We start from the raw sequence: 15,349 nt of genomic DNA, 5'->3' as shown, positions 1-15,349 counted from the left end.
GGCCTACAAGAATTGTCACAATCATTGATATTACGGGTCTTGTAGGCCGGATAAGGCAGCGCCGCCATCCGGCAACACCCGATGATGGAGTAACGACCATGAGCTTCAATACCCTGATTGACTGGAATAGCTATAGCCCTGAGCAGCAGCGCGAACTGCTGATGCGCCCGGCGATTTCCGCCTCTGAAAGCATCAGCCGTACGGTGGCCGAGATCCTTGAGAACGTCAAAAATAACGGCGACCGGGCGCTGCGTGAATACAGCGCAAAGTTCGATAAAACCGAGGTTGGCGCGCTGCGCGTGACCGAGGAAGAAATCCAGCAAGCCAGCAGTCGCCTGAGCGACGAACTGAAACAAGCCATGCAGGCGGCGGTGCGTAATATTGATACTTTCCACACCGCGCAGATCCTGCCGCCGGTGGATATCGAGACCCAGCCAGGCGTGCGTTGCCAGCAGGTTACCCGCCCTATCGCTTCCGTGGGCCTGTATATTCCTGGAGGTTCGGCGCCGCTGTTTTCTACCGTATTAATGCTGGCGACCCCGGCGCGCATCGCCGGTTGCAAAAAAGTGGTACTGTGCTCACCGCCGCCGATTGCCGATGAAATCCTCTACGCCGCGCAGCTGTGTGGCGTAAAAGAGGTGTTTAATGTAGGCGGCGCGCAGGCTATTGCCGCGCTGGCGCTGGGCACCGAATCTATTCCTAAGGTTGATAAAATCTTCGGGCCGGGCAATGCGTATGTGACCGAAGCCAAACGCCAGGTCAGCCAGCGTCTTGACGGCGCGGCCATCGACATGCCTGCAGGCCCGTCAGAAGTGCTGGTTATCGCCGACAGCGGCGCGACGCCGGACTTTGTTGCCTCTGACCTGCTATCTCAGGCAGAACACGGCCCCGACTCGCAGGTTATCCTTCTGACGCCAGACGCTACGCTTGCCGAAGGCGTTGCCAAAGCCGTTGAACGCCAGCTTGCTGAGCTTTCCCGCGCAGAGACCGCACGTCAGGCACTCTCCGCCAGCCGCTTAATCGTGGCGAAAGATCTGGCGCAGTGCGTTGAAATATCTAACGCCTACGGTCCGGAACACCTGATTATTCAGACTCGCAACGCGCGTGAACTGGTTGATGAGATCACTAGCGCCGGTTCGGTGTTCCTCGGCGACTGGTCGCCGGAATCCGCAGGCGACTATGCTTCTGGCACCAACCACGTTCTTCCGACCTACGGCTATACCGCGACCTGCTCAAGCCTTGGGCTGGCTGATTTCCAGAAACGGATGACCGTACAGGAATTAAACCCACAAGGTTTCTCGGCCCTGGCCTCAACCATTGAAATACTGGCCGCTGCTGAACGACTGACTGCCCACAAAAATGCCGTCACCCTGCGCGTTAACGCCCTGAAGGAGCAAGCATGAGCACTGACAACTTTCTCAGCGTCACTGATTTAGCCCGTAAGAATGTTCGCGAGTTAACACCCTATCAGTCTGCCCGTCGTCTCGGTGGTAACGGCGATGTCTGGCTCAACGCGAATGAGTACCCAACCGCCGTTGAGTTCCAGCTCACTCAGCAAACGCTGAACCGCTACCCTGAATGCCAGCCGAAAGCGGTGATTGAGAATTACGCGCAGTATGCTGACGTCAAACCGGAGCAGGTACTGGTCAGCCGCGGCGCAGATGAAGGGATCGAACTGCTGGTGCGCGCTTTTTGCGAACCCGGTAAAGATGCCATTCTCTACTGCCCGCCGACTTACGGCATGTACAGCGTCAGCGCCGAAACGATTGGCGTTGAGTGCCGCACCGTTCCGACCCTTGATAACTGGCAACTGGATTTGCAAGGCATCGCGGACAAGCTTGATGGCGTGAAGGTGGTCTACGTATGCAGCCCTAATAACCCAACCGGCCAGCTAATTAACCCGCAGGATCTGCGTTCACTGCTCGAAATGGCGCAGGGTAAAGCTATTGTGGTCGCTGATGAGGCCTATATCGAGTTTTGCCCACAGGCCACGCTGGCAGGCTGGCTGTCTGAGTATCCGCATCTGGTGATATTACGCACGTTGTCCAAAGCGTTTGCGCTCGCCGGTTTACGCTGCGGGTTTACGCTGGCGAATGAAGAGGTTATCAATCTGCTGTTAAAGGTGATAGCCCCTTACCCACTCTCTACGCCGGTGGCAGATATCGCCGCCCAGGCGCTGACGCCGCAAGGGATTTCCGCCATGCGTAAACGCGTAGAGCAGATCCTGGAAGAGCGTCAGTATCTGGTAGATAACCTGAAAACAATTCGCTGTGTAGAGCAGGTATTCGATTCTGAAACCAACTATGTTCTGGCGCGCTTCACCGCATCAAGTAGCGTATTTAAATCTTTGTGGGATCAGGGCATTATCTTACGAGATCAGAATAAACAACCTTCGTTAAGCGGCTGCCTGCGAATTACTGTCGGAACCCGTGAAGAGAGCCAGCGCGTCATTGACGCCTTACGTGCGGAGCAAGTATGAGCCAGAAGTATCTTTTTATTGACCGTGATGGAACCCTGATTTCCGAACCGCCAAGTGACTTTCAGGTCGATCGCTTTGACAAACTCGCCTTCGAGCCGGAAGTTGTTCCCGTTTTGCTGAAACTGCAAAAAGCAGGTTTTAAGCTGGTTATGATTACTAACCAGGATGGACTCGGAACCCAGAGTTTCCCACAGACTGATTTTGACGGTCCGCATAACCTGATGATGCAAATTTTCACCTCTCAGGGTGTGACGTTTGATGAGGTACTGATTTGCCCGCACCTGCCAGCGGACGAGTGTGATTGCCGTAAGCCAAAAGTGAAGCTGGTTGAACAGTATCTGGTTGAACAGGCCATGGATATGGCGAACAGCTACGTCATTGGCGACCGGGTGACCGATATTCAGCTCGCTGAAAACATGGGCATTAGCGGATTGCGTTACCATCGCGACACCCTGAACTGGGCGATGATCGGCGAGCAGCTGACCAAACGTGACCGCTACGCACACGTTGAGCGTAATACTAAAGAAACGCAGATTGACGTCAAAGTCTGGCTGGACCGCGAAGGCCGCAGCAAAATCAATACTGGCGTTGGCTTCTTTGACCACATGCTGGATCAAATCGCCACCCACGGCGGTTTTCGCATGGAGATTGCCGTCAAGGGCGATCTGTATATAGACGATCACCACACCGTTGAAGATACCGGTCTGGCGCTGGGCGAAGCCTTAAAGCTGGCGTTAGGCGATAAACGCGGCATCAACCGTTTTGGTTTTGTGCTGCCGATGGATGAGTGTCTGGCACGTTGCGCGCTGGATATCTCCGGGCGTCCACACCTGGAGTACCGCGCGGAGTTTACCTACCAGCGCGTTGGCGATCTGAGCACGGAGATGATCGAACACTTCTTCCGTTCACTCTCCTACACCATGGGCGTCACCCTGCACCTGAAAACCAAAGGCAAAAATGATCACCACCGCGTGGAAAGCCTGTTTAAAGCCTTTGGCCGTACGCTGCGTCAGGCGATTCGTGTAGAAGGCGACACGCTGCCCTCTTCAAAAGGAGTGCTGTAATGAACGTGGTGATTCTGGACACCGGCTGCGCCAACCTGCATTCGGTAAAATCCGCCGTCGCACGCCACGGATACGACCCGGTTGTCAGCCGTGACCCGGACGTAGTGCTGCGCGCCGATAAACTGTTTCTGCCGGGCGTCGGCACCGCGCAGGCGGCTATGGACCAGTTGCGCGAGCGCGAACTGATCGAATTGATTAAAGCCTGTACGCAACCGGTACTGGGGATCTGTTTAGGTATGCAACTACTGGGCCGTCGCAGCGAAGAGAGTAACGGTGTTTCCCTGCTGGGCATTATTGAGCAGGACGTCCCGAAGATGACCGATTTCGGTCTGCCGCTGCCGCATATGGGCTGGAATCGCGTCTATCCGCAGGCGGGGAACCGTCTGTTCCAGGGTATTGAAGATGGTGCGTATTTCTACTTTGTACACAGCTACGCTATGCCGGTAAACCCGTGGACCATCGCCCAGTGCAATTACGGCGAACCGTTTACCGCGGCAGTACAAAAAGACAATTTCTTTGGCGTACAGTTTCACCCGGAACGTTCGGGCGCGGCTGGGGCACAGTTGCTGAAAAACTTTCTGGAGATGTAATGATTATTCCGGCATTAGATTTAATCGACGGCACGGTGGTGCGTCTTCATCAGGGCGATTACGCTAAGCAACGTGATTACGGTAACGATCCTCTCCCCCGTTTGCAGGATTATGCAGCCCAGGGGGCTGAAGTGCTGCACCTGGTAGATTTAACCGGCGCGAAAGACCCGGCACAGCGCCAGATCCCGCTGATCAAAACGCTGGTCGCTGGCGTCAATGTTCCGGTACAGGTTGGCGGCGGCGTGCGTACGGAAGCAGACGTGGCGGCGCTTCTTGACGCAGGTGTGGCGCGCGTGGTGGTGGGTTCGACGGCGGTAAAATCCCCCGCGATAGTCAAGAGCTGGTTTGCCCGTTTTGGTGCCGATGCGCTGGTACTGGCGCTGGACGTTCGTATTGACGAGCACGGGAATAAACAGGTTGCGGTCAGTGGCTGGCAGGAAGATTCAGGGGTTTCACTGGAAGAACTGGTTGAGACCTATTTACCCGTCGGCCTGAAGCACGTGCTGTGCACCGATATCTCCCGCGACGGTACGCTGGCAGGCTCAAACGTCGCGCTGTATGAAGAAGTGTGCGCCAAATACCCGCAGGTGGCATTTCAGTCATCTGGCGGCATTGGCGGAATCGAGGACGTAGCGGCCCTGCGCGGGACTGGTGTTCGTGGCGTGATCGTCGGACGAGCCCTGCTGGAAGGTAAGTTCACCGTTGAGGAGGCCATTCAATGCTGGCAAAACGCATAATTCCTTGTCTGGACGTCCGTGATGGGCAGGTGGTAAAAGGCGTCCAGTTCCGCAATCACGAGATTATTGGCGACATTGTCCCGCTGGCAAAACGCTATGCCGATGAAGGCGCAGATGAATTGGTGTTCTACGATATCACCGCTTCCAGCGATGGACGCGTAGTGGATAAAAGCTGGGTATCACGCGTAGCGGAAGTGATCGATATTCCGTTCTGTGTTGCCGGTGGCATTAAATCCATCGACGATGCGGCGCGCATTCTCTCCTTCGGGGCGGACAAAATCTCCATCAACTCCCCGGCGCTGGCCGAACCGGAACTTATCACCCGTCTGGCTGATCGCTTTGGCGTGCAGTGCATCGTGGTGGGTATTGATACCTGGTATGACGCCGAAACCGGCAAATATCATGTAAATCAGTATACCGGAGATGAAAGCCGTACCCGCGTCACGCAGTGGGAAACACTGGACTGGGTGCAGGAAGTCCAAAAACGCGGCGCGGGCGAAATCGTCCTGAACATGATGAACCAGGACGGCGTACGTAACGGTTATGACCTGGAGCAACTGAAAAAAGTGCGTGATGTTTGCCACGTTCCGCTGATTGCCTCCGGCGGTGCGGGCACCATGGAACACTTCCTGGAAGCCTTCCGGGATGCCGACGTTGACGGCGCGCTTGCCGCCTCCGTCTTCCACAAGCAAATTATCAATATTGGCGAATTAAAAGCGTACCTGGCAACACAGGGCGTGGAGATCAGGATATGTTAACGAAGCAACAATGCCGCGAGCTGGACTGGGAAAAAACCGACGGACTGATGCCAGTCATCGTGCAGCATGCGGTTTCCGGTGAAGTACTGATGCTGGGGTATATGAACCCGGAGGCGCTGGATAAAACGCTCGAAAGCGGCAAAGTGACTTTTTTCTCACGGACCAAGCAGCGCCTGTGGACCAAAGGAGAAACCTCCGGTCACTTCCTGAATGTGGTGAGCATTGCGCCTGACTGCGACAACGACACCCTGCTGGTGCTGGTTAACCCGATTGGCCCAACCTGCCATAAAGGCACCTCAAGCTGCTTTAGTGACGCCAGCCACCAGTGGCTGTTCCTGTATCAGCTTGAGCAACTGCTGGCCGAACGTAAAACCGCTGACCCAGCCAGCTCCTACACCGCGAAACTGTATGCCAGCGGCACCAAACGCATCGCACAGAAAGTAGGTGAAGAAGGCGTAGAAACCGCGCTGGCTGCGACCGTGAACGATCGTTTTGAGCTGACAAATGAAGCTTCTGATCTGATGTATCACCTGCTGGTGCTGCTGCAGGACCAGGACCTCGACCTGACGACGGTGATTGAGAATTTACGTAAGCGTCATCAGTAAGTTGCAGATATGAAAAAACCGGGCGCTGCCCGGTTTTTTGTCGTCAGGTTCAAACTTACTCAGCTTTGGCTTTGTAACCACGCAGAGCATTTCGCCCCAGCACTACGCCTGCACCAATCATCCCACCGAGCAGAACCGCCAGCACGAGGGTAATCGCTTTTTTCGGGCTGTCACGACGAATCGGTAACGTTGGTTTCATCACATAGCGGTAGGCGTGTAACTCAGCCCCTTCAAGCTTAAGATTTTCAATATCCAAAAGCTTTTGCTTGGTCTGGAAGTAGTTATCAGACAATATCAAAGGACGTGTAGATTCGTGCTCAATCATGGACTTGAGGGCATCACTACCCAACAGGAACATACTGTCCTGCGTCACATCCTGCGTCTGCTGAATTTGCGGCTTAATCACCCCAGCCTGCTCTGCATAACGCAGCGCTTCTTGAATTTGCTTAATTCGCAGATCTTTTTGCTCCTGCGCGACCACTTCCTGAGTTTTCAGAGAGTCTTGCAACGTGGTTGTTTGCAACTTGATATTATCAACCAGGTCAAGCTCCAGCTCTTTAGCAACCTTTTCATCTGTTTGTTGAATGTATTCAGCCAGTTGACGCTGAGCGTCTTCTGGTGAGCTACCCACATAAGAAACCGCTAGCGGCAGCGGTTGACCTTTAACAGACTGTTCAATTGACAGTTTCTGTGGTTTTTCCTGATTATCTAGCATTTCAGCCAATGCAGAGAGAGAAGTACTGAAACGACCAACCACGTTTGTCTGCAGTTCAGTAGCCTTGGGGGCGCTGACACCATACAACACATTGAGGGCGTTGTTATATGTAGCGATCTGACCTACATCCGGTTGAGTAATAATGGCTGTTGAGGTCCATTTCTCCTTAGCAACTGCCAAATAGCCCACAGCAAGTACTAAGGCAATAACAATCGCGATAACGATTGTTACTTTCCCACGCCACAACTGTACCAGTAAATCAATCAGATCAATCTGTTCCGGATCGTGACTGCGCCCGGACATGTTGTTATCACTTACAGACATAGAAACCCTAGATAAGGAAAGACTTAAACTGGGATTAGTTTAGCTATAAATTGAGGCAATGCCATAGGATTAATGATAAAAAAATCAAATTGTTTCTGGGATTTTGATTGGTATTTCAAACACTACTGAATAGCGATACGATTAAACAAAAGTGTCAATACTCAAAGAGCGTCTTCATGCGCAATAAACCATCAACAAACAGGTTTCATGCCCGCTAATCGTTATACTTTACAATTCATTTTATTGAATTCACAGCATGAATATTTACCGTCTAACCAGTAAAAATGGTAGGCGTAAATAATATAACAATTAGCTTTTTTACCATCTAAAGGTATCATTCCACTTTTTAGTAGCACATGTTGGTGCCTGGCTATTATTTAGCCAAAAAGAGGAATAAACATGAAATACCTGGTTACGGGTGCCGCTGGTTTCATCGGCTTCCACGTTAGCAAACGCCTCCTTGAGGCTGGCCATCAAGTAGTCGGTATTGATAACCTGAACGATTACTACGACGTCAGCCTTAAACAAGCTCGTCTGGAATTACTGGCGCAGCCTGGTTTCCAGTTTCATAAAATTGATTTAGCCGACCGCGAGGGTATGAGTTAGCTCTTCGCATCCGAGCATTTTGAGCGTGTGATCCATCTCGCCGCACAGGCTGGTGTACGTTATTCACTCGAAAACCCGCATGCCTACGCAGACTCAAATCTCACCGGCTTTCTGAACATACTGGAAGGGTGTCGCCATCATAAAATTCAGCATTTACTCTATGCCTCATCCAGTTCAGTTTACGGCCTGAATCGCAAAATGCCTTTCTCTACGGATGATTCCGTCGATCATCCCGTGTCGCTGTATGCAGCAACCAAAAAAGCCAACGAACTGATGGCCCATACTTATTCCCATTTGTACGGATTGCCCACAACCGGGTTGCGTTTTTTCACCGTGTACGGTCCTTGGGGTCGTCCTGATATGGCGCTGTTCAAGTTCACCAAAGCGATGCTGGAAGGTAAAAGTATTGACGTATATAACTATGGCAAAATGAAGCGTGACTTTACCTATATTGATGATATCGCAGAAGCAATCATTCGCCTGCAGGATGTCATTCCACACGCAGATAGCCAGTGGACCGTTGAAACAGGTACGCCAGCAGCCAGCATTGCGCCCTATCGCGTCTACAATATCGGCAATAGTTCACCGGTTGAGCTCATGGACTATATCCAGGCTCTGGAAGATGCACTGAGTATTGAAGCGAAGAAAAATATGCTACCGCTACAGCCAGGTGATGTGCTGGAAACCAGCGCAGACACCAGAGCGCTGTATGATGTTATTGGTTTTAAACCTGAAACCACGGTTAAAGATGGGGTGAAGAACTTTGTTGACTGGTACCGTGATTTCTACAAAGTTTAATTACTGACCTGATTAAAATAAAAAAGGCCTTATATAAGGCCTTTTTTATGGAAACGAGATTAATCACTACCAAACAAATCGCGGGTATAAACTTTATCGGCAACATCAGCTAATTCTGACGTCATGCGGTTAGAAATAATAATATCTGCTTCATTTTTGAACGCATTAAGATCACGCACAACTCGGGAATGGAAAAATTCATCCTCTTCCATGACCGGTTCATAGATAATAACGGGCACGCCCTTTGCCTTGATGCGCTTCATGATGCCCTGAATCGATGAAGCCCGGAAATTATCGGAACCACTTTTCATGATCAAACGGTACACGCCAACCACCTTAGGCTTACGCGCAAGAATAGAATCTGCAATGAAGTCCTTACGCGTACGGTTCGCATCAACGATCGCGCCAATAATGTTATTCGGCACAGACGCGTAGTTCGCCAGCAACTGCTTAGTATCTTTCGGCAGACAGTAGCCACCATAGCCGAATGACGGATTGTTGTAGTGATTACCGATACGCGGATCCAGGCACACACCTTCAATAATCTGCCGTGAGTTCAAGCCAAGACTTTCTGCATAGCTATCCAGCTCGTTAAAGTAAGCCACACGTAACGCCAGATAGGTGTTAGCAAACAGCTTGATGGCTTCAGCTTCAGTCGAGTCGGTAAACAGCGTCGGAATATCTTTTTTAACCGCACCTTCCTGCAACAACGCAGCAAACCGCTCGGCGCGTTCAGAGCGTTCACCAATAACGATACGGGACGGATGCAGGTTGTCGTACAGTGCACGACCTTCACGCAGGAATTCTGGCGAAAAGAAAATATTGTCAATACCTAACTGTTCTTTAATGGAGTTCGTAAAGCCAACAGGAATCGTTGATTTAATTACCATCACCGCATTTGGGTTGATTTCGACCACATCGCGGATCACTGACTCGACGCTGGAGGTGTTAAAGTAGTTCGTTTTCGGATCGTAATCAGTCGGTGTCGCGATGATGACGTAGTCCGCGTCGCGGTAAGCATCATACTTATCGGTCGTTGCACGGAAATTCAGCTGTTTTGTCGCCAGATACTCTTCGATCTCTCTATCAACGATCGGCGATTTTTTCTGATTCAGCATCTCGACCTTCGTCGGAACGATATCCAGAGCGACCACTTCATGGTGCTGGGCAATCAGAATACCGTTCGACAAACCAACATAACCTGTTCCTGAGATAGTTATCTTCATTCGCTGTGTAACTTCTTCCGGTTAAACATTTGAGGGTGAACACGCTGCAAACAACGTCGCGCATCGGCTCTGCATTGCACCAGTATATCGTGCTTTGCTACAACACCGGATATCAGACCTGACTGAATCCCATTTTTTGGCAATAAAAAAGCCCGGAGGAGCGCTCCGGGCCTGCATTTACAGTTAGACTAAATCAGATTAATCCAGCCATTCGGTGTGGAACACACCTTCTTTATCGGTGCGTTTATACGTATGTGCACCAAAGTAGTCGCGCTGGGCCTGGATCAGGTTAGCCGGCAGCACCGCAGAACGGTAGCTGTCGTAGTAGGCTACCGCTGCAGAGAAGGTCGGTACCGGAATACCGTTCTGCACAGCGTAAGCCACTACATCACGCAGCGCTTGTTGATATTCGTCAGCGATATTTTTGAAGTACGGAGCCAGCAGCAGGTTAGCAATGCCTTTGTTTTCAGCATAAGCGTCAGTGATTTTCTGCAGGAACTGCGCACGAATGATGCAACCTGCGCGGAAGATCTTCGCGATTTCACCGTAGTTCAGATCCCAGTTGTACTCGTCAGACGCGGCACGGAGTTGAGAGAAGCCCTGCGCGTAGGAGACGATTTTACCCAGGTACAGCGCGCGACGGACTTTCTCAATGAACTCGGCTTTATCGCCAGCCAGTTGAGCCTGCGGGCCGGACAGTACTTTAGATGCCGCAACGCGCTGGTCTTTCAGAGAAGAGATATAGCGAGCGAATACGGATTCGGTGATCAACGACAGCGGTTCGCCCAGATCCAGAGAGCTCTGGCTGGTCCATTTACCGGTACCTTTGTTCGCCGCTTCGTCCAGGATCACATCAACAAGGTATTTACCGTCTTCATCTTTTTTGGTGAAGATGTCTTTGGTGATGTCGATCAGGTAACTGCTCAGCTCGCCTTCATTCCACTCGGTGAAGGTAGTTGCCAGCTCTTCGTTAGACAGGTTCAGACCGCCTTTCAGCAGAGAATAGGCTTCAGCAATCAGCTGCATATCGCCATATTCGATGCCGTTGTGAACCATCTTCACGTAATGGCCTGCGCCGTCAGCGCCAATATAGGTCACGCACGGCTCGCCATCTTCCGCAACGGCTGCGATTTTGGTCAGGATCGGCGCAACCAGTTCATAGGCTTCTTTCTGACCACCAGGCATGATGGAAGGGCCTTTCAGAGCACCCTCTTCACCGCCGGATACGCCAGTACCGATGAAGTTAAAACCTTCAGCGGACAGTTCACGGTTACGACGGATAGTGTCCTGGAAGAAGGTGTTACCACCATCAATGATGATGTCGCCTTTATCCAGATACGGCTTCAGGGAATCGATAGCAGCATCGGTGCCTGCACCCGCTTTCACCATTAACAGGATACGACGTGGGGTTTCAAGAGACTCGACGAACTCTTTCACCGTGTAATAAGGAACCAGTTTCTTACCCGGGTTCTCGGCAACAACTTCTTCAGTTTTCTCGCGGGAGCGGTTGAAGATGGAGACGGTATAACCACAGCTTTCGATGTTGAGCGCCAGGTTGCGCCCCATCACTGCCATACCGACGACGCCGATCTGTTGCTTGGACATTACATACTCCTGTCAGGTGTGATCACCGCGCGACTTGTGGGCGGCTTGAATGTATCTAAAATGTTAACCCAAAAAATTACAGCTAGTAAATCATAAATAAATTAAATATATAAATCAGACAAAAGGAAAAGCACTATAAGATTTTAGCTGTATGCTTCATTTATTAATCAGTTGTAGAATGTATCTACCATAATCTGTTTTTCCTAATATGTTAGCATCTTCAGCCAACTGTTCAGGTGAAACCCATCCTTTTCGTAAAGCTATCTCTTCAAGACAGGCAATTTTAAATCCTTGTCTTTTTTCGATAGTATTTACAAACATGCTCGCATCAAGAAGACTTTCGTGGGTTCCTGTATCTAACCAAGCAAACCCACGACCTAAAAGTTCAACATTAAGCAAACCTTGTTCAAGGTACATTTGATTAAGGGAAGTAATTTCATATTCGCCACGAGCAGATGGTTTTATTTTCTTTGCCATTTCGACGACATTACTATCATAAAAATAAAGCCCAGTAACAGCCCAGTTTGACCTAGGTTTTAATGGTTTCTCTTCTATTGAAATAGCTCGATTGGAACTATCAAACTCAACAACTCCAAATCGCTCTGGGTCCATTACTTGGTAGCCAAAAATCGTTGCCCCTATATCACGTTCAGCTACAAATTCAAGCCGAGGCGCAAAATTTTGACCAAAGAAGATATTATCACCCAACACCAAGGCGCATCTTTGATTGTCAATAAACTCTTCACCAAGAATGAACGCCTGTGCTAAACCATCAGGGGATGGTTGTTCTTGATAGCTAATATTAACTCCGAAACGTTCACCAGTACCAAGTAAGCGTCTGAAACTGGGTAAATCATATGGTGTAGTGATTATAAGAATATCACGAATACCTGCAAGCATTAGCACTGACAAGGGATAATAGATCATCGGCTTATCATAAACCGGCATCAGTTGTTTTGAGACACCTAATGTAATGGGGTAAAGTCGGGATCCGGAACCACCAGCCAATATAATACCTTTCATTTCAGCTCCAAAAAATTCATTCTTTACATTTCGATTGAACAATATATCATCATTTAATCAACGCATGACCTGACAGAAGTATCATCTTACAAGCAATAATAAAGTACTGATTAAATAAATAGATGATATTGAGGAAAATCATGTTAACGAGTTTTGATTAGTGATACAAATATAAGATACCTAAGGAACTTAATAGATTTATCACAAGACAAACTATTTCAGCAATCAAAAACCACCAACTGCTTAATTACATTTTCTATTAATCAATATATTAATCACCCTGTCACAAAAACTTTCTTCATCGAACCTATTCTCTGCTAACAATCTACTTTGTTTTCCCATTTCTATAAGTAATTTTTTGTTTTCAATAAGCTCTATCATTTTTTTGGATAATGATTCTGAGTCCCAAGGTGGTACGAGAAATCCGTTAACACCGTCAACTACCGTTTCTTTGCACCCAGGCACATCTGTAGTAATAATAGGTAAGCCAACAGCAAGAGCCTCTTGACTACTTCGTGGCACTCCCTCGCGATAGGATGGAAGAACAAAAACGTCAGAACTCTTCAAAATATCAATAACATTGCTAATTACACCAGTGAAAACAACATTATTATCAGATTTCCATTTTTCAAACTCCGGATAAGATATACCACCAAGATTATCATCCATTCCACCAATAACCTGGAAAATCGTATCTGGATATTCTCTCTTAACAATTTCTGCGGCAGAAACATACTCACGAATACCCTTATCAATTAGCAATCGTGATACCATAGTAAACGTTAGTGGTCCATTTTTATAGGTCAGGTCTTTCAACTTATACGTTTCCAAATTAACCCCAATACCACCGACCACCTGATGATGCCTGACTTTAATATTATGTTTTTTTATTAATTCGTTTGCATCATCAACATTCAAAAATAAAACGGAATCAGATAACCTCAAAAAAATTTTATATAGAGAAAGTTGTACTGCCCTAAGAATTACTTTCTTTACGCCATCCTCTTCTGGGCGTTTAGTAAAACAAAAACCGAGCCCCTCAAACATAGAAACAATACGTTTCACTCCAGCTAACTTTGCGGCTATAGAACCAAAAACAATTGGTTTTGGGAAAAAAGAAAATACTACGTCAGGACTGATCTTTTTTATTACTTTATAAAGAGAAATTATAGTTAGGAATTCTGTAAAGGGATTAATGCCAGTTCTTGATGCGTTATAAAAAAGCACCAAAACACCTAATTTTTTAAGGTCCACGATTAGTGGATTCATGGACTCAGTTTCTGGAATAAGAATTGATATCTGATGATGGTCTTGAAGAAGTCTAGAAATTAGCCTTAACCTAAAATAGAATATTGATGATACGGTGTTAGTAACTAGTGTAATTTTCATATCTATGTTCCAAGCCTTACATTTTTTTTACAACCATTTTAAACAAAATCACACTTCTAAACATCAGCCCCATTAACGCAACAAATAACAGACTTGAGCGGATATCCTCACCCAAAGGGAAAGGAAGAACATAGATAAGAGAGGATATTACGAGATACCAAATAAATCGTGTATACTCCTTGTAAGCTATAAACCATGTAAACATTCCATTGAAAAGTTTTTTCTTTCCAGTGTATTCCAATGTTGCCAAAAGTGGCTGCATCACCAGAAGCAAGAGAGGGATATGTTGGTAAAGGATCATAAAAGGAACACAAAACCTAAAACTAATAAGCAAATAATATAAGATAGCACTAAAATTACTTCTTGTCGTATTATAAAAATAATATATCAATAGAATTCCAATGCCACCCAGGCTAGCCGATATATAGTGGAAACCAGAAAAATAGAACAAAGAAAGAATTAATATTGCCCAAACAGTCCTAACAATCATAATCTTAGAGAAATTATGATATACATATTCAAGTTCAATATCTGTTAGGCGTAGCGTTGGATTTTTTTCCTTTTTAATTAAAATAGCATCGTTGAATATATAGCCAACCTCATAAAAGGTATAAACAAATAAAATTGCAAGTATTATATAAATAACATTACTTATAGTTACTATATTGCATCCTATTACAAACATTGGAAGCAAATAAAATATAGTCCATGAGATAATTTCCGGGAGTGATTTTAATCTCGTGTGGAATAAATATAAAATTGGCACATAATAGAAAATCATACAATCACAACCTTGATATCCATTGTCTTATTTTTTAATTTAAAATCATTCCAAAAGTTAATATTTTTCTCTTCTGAAATTATTATGGCTTTTCCGCAGGTTTCTATTAAATCTATATCACTTTTGTTGTCCGTGATAACTAAATTATAGCTTACATCTGCTTCTTTTAGATGCTTACCTTTCCGGCCTAACAAATCTACGAAAATCTGCCCTGTATAGATACCATCTTTTGCTATAAGGCGAGTACTAAAAAATTGTTCACACCCCATTTTATCAGCGATCACTTCGACTACAGGATCAATCGAGGCGGAACAGAGGATAAATTGAAAATCTTCACTCAACTTTTTTATTATTGCATGCGTTTCAATAATCTTCTTTGCACATAAAACATTTTCATAAAATAATTCACTCTCTGACTTTATTTCTGATAATTTTTTTCCTGACAGGAGTTTATAAATACACAATCGTCGATAAATATCTACTTTAAATAATTTAAAGAGTACTGAATTCAACAGCATCAGACTTCTTACTCTACGCAAAGCTAATAGCTGGGTTTCCAGTTTTTTTGACGCGATCCTTTCAAGAAAATCAAACGTAGTATTACTATAATAAAGCGTATCACATACATCAACTATAGCTTTTTTCATTA

General features: G+C 47.2%; 14 protein-coding genes and 1 pseudogene. 8 read left to right on the top strand and 7 right to left on the bottom strand.

Going from position 1 to position 15,349, the window contains the following annotated elements:
- The first annotated feature begins 98 nt into the window (after positions 1-98).
- From hisD to hisIE, 7 genes are read left to right on the top strand one after another with little or no spacing between them, the layout of a single operon-like run.
- Positions 99-1,403, top strand: a complete 1,305-nt coding sequence (gene hisD / locus JQN59_RS08905; RefSeq protein WP_149607970.1) for a histidinol dehydrogenase — start codon at positions 99-101, stop codon at positions 1,401-1,403.
- Complete coding sequence (hisC, locus tag JQN59_RS08900; protein WP_048224388.1) at positions 1,400-2,479, top strand: histidinol-phosphate transaminase; 1,080 nt, start codon at positions 1,400-1,402, stop codon at positions 2,477-2,479. Before hisD ends, hisC begins: the two co-directional genes overlap by 4 nt.
- Positions 2,476-3,543, top strand: coding sequence for a bifunctional histidinol-phosphatase/imidazoleglycerol-phosphate dehydratase HisB (gene hisB / locus JQN59_RS08895; RefSeq protein WP_003834194.1), 1,068 nt, complete (start codon positions 2,476-2,478; stop codon positions 3,541-3,543). Before hisC ends, hisB begins: the two co-directional genes overlap by 4 nt.
- Positions 3,543-4,133: an imidazole glycerol phosphate synthase subunit HisH gene (gene hisH / locus JQN59_RS08890; RefSeq protein WP_008785165.1), complete on the top strand. Its 591-nt coding sequence runs from the start codon at positions 3,543-3,545 to the stop codon at positions 4,131-4,133. The genes hisB and hisH overlap by 1 nt, the downstream gene beginning before the upstream one ends.
- On the top strand, positions 4,133-4,870 hold the full coding sequence (gene hisA / locus JQN59_RS08885; protein ID WP_149607971.1) for a 1-(5-phosphoribosyl)-5-[(5-phosphoribosylamino)methylideneamino]imidazole-4-carboxamide isomerase: 738 nt from the start codon (positions 4,133-4,135) through the stop codon (positions 4,868-4,870). Before hisH ends, hisA begins: the two co-directional genes overlap by 1 nt.
- Positions 4,852-5,628: an imidazole glycerol phosphate synthase subunit HisF gene (hisF, locus tag JQN59_RS08880; protein WP_019077116.1), complete on the top strand. Its 777-nt coding sequence runs from the start codon at positions 4,852-4,854 to the stop codon at positions 5,626-5,628. Before hisA ends, hisF begins: the two co-directional genes overlap by 19 nt.
- Positions 5,622-6,233, top strand: coding sequence for a bifunctional phosphoribosyl-AMP cyclohydrolase/phosphoribosyl-ATP diphosphatase HisIE (hisIE, locus tag JQN59_RS08875; protein WP_149607972.1), 612 nt, complete (start codon positions 5,622-5,624; stop codon positions 6,231-6,233). The genes hisF and hisIE overlap by 7 nt, the downstream gene beginning before the upstream one ends.
- A 55-nt stretch (positions 6,234-6,288) precedes the next feature.
- Here the strand turns inward: hisIE and wzzB are convergent, their stop codons facing one another.
- Entirely contained in the window at positions 6,289-7,272 is a 984-nt protein-coding gene (gene wzzB / locus JQN59_RS08870) for an LPS O-antigen chain length determinant protein WzzB (protein WP_149607973.1), read from the bottom strand.
- Positions 7,273-7,671: 399 nt separating this feature from the next.
- Here wzzB and JQN59_RS08865 point away from each other — a divergent pair.
- A pseudogene (locus JQN59_RS08865) lies at positions 7,672-8,676 on the top strand (NAD-dependent epimerase).
- A gap of 59 nt (positions 8,677-8,735) precedes the next feature.
- On the opposite strand, the gene ugd reads toward JQN59_RS08865, so the two are convergent.
- From ugd to JQN59_RS08835, 6 genes are all read right to left on the bottom strand, one after another.
- Complete coding sequence (gene ugd / locus JQN59_RS08860) at positions 8,736-9,902, bottom strand: UDP-glucose 6-dehydrogenase (protein ID WP_048215977.1); 1,167 nt, start codon at positions 9,900-9,902, stop codon at positions 8,736-8,738.
- A 198-nt stretch (positions 9,903-10,100) separates the two neighbouring features.
- On the bottom strand, positions 10,101-11,507 hold the full coding sequence (gndA, locus tag JQN59_RS08855; protein WP_149607974.1) for an NADP-dependent phosphogluconate dehydrogenase: 1,407 nt from the start codon (positions 11,505-11,507) through the stop codon (positions 10,101-10,103).
- A 156-nt stretch (positions 11,508-11,663) separates the two neighbouring features.
- Positions 11,664-12,530, bottom strand: a complete 867-nt coding sequence (rfbA, locus tag JQN59_RS08850; protein ID WP_149607975.1) for a glucose-1-phosphate thymidylyltransferase RfbA — start codon at positions 12,528-12,530, stop codon at positions 11,664-11,666.
- A 243-nt stretch (positions 12,531-12,773) separates the two neighbouring features.
- Positions 12,774-13,919 carry a glycosyltransferase family 4 protein gene (locus tag JQN59_RS08845; protein WP_149607976.1) on the bottom strand — a complete coding sequence of 382 codons (1,146 nt, stop codon included), beginning with the start codon at positions 13,917-13,919 and terminating at the stop codon, positions 12,774-12,776.
- A gap of 16 nt (positions 13,920-13,935) precedes the next feature.
- The gene (locus JQN59_RS08840; protein WP_149607977.1) at positions 13,936-14,700 is read right to left on the bottom strand and encodes a hypothetical protein; all 765 of its coding nucleotides are present in this window, start codon (positions 14,698-14,700) and stop codon (positions 13,936-13,938) included.
- The gene (locus JQN59_RS08835) at positions 14,697-15,347 is read right to left on the bottom strand and encodes an HAD family hydrolase (RefSeq protein ID WP_006683934.1); all 651 of its coding nucleotides are present in this window, start codon (positions 15,345-15,347) and stop codon (positions 14,697-14,699) included. The genes JQN59_RS08840 and JQN59_RS08835 overlap by 4 nt, the downstream gene beginning before the upstream one ends.
- Positions 15,348-15,349: the final 2 nt, after the last annotated feature.

The sequence above is a fragment of the Citrobacter sp. B72 genome, assembly GCF_016894305.1.
Lineage (GTDB): Bacteria > Pseudomonadota > Gammaproteobacteria > Enterobacterales > Enterobacteriaceae > Citrobacter > Citrobacter portucalensis.
This window is presented reverse-complemented; position numbering and strand designations above follow the sequence as displayed.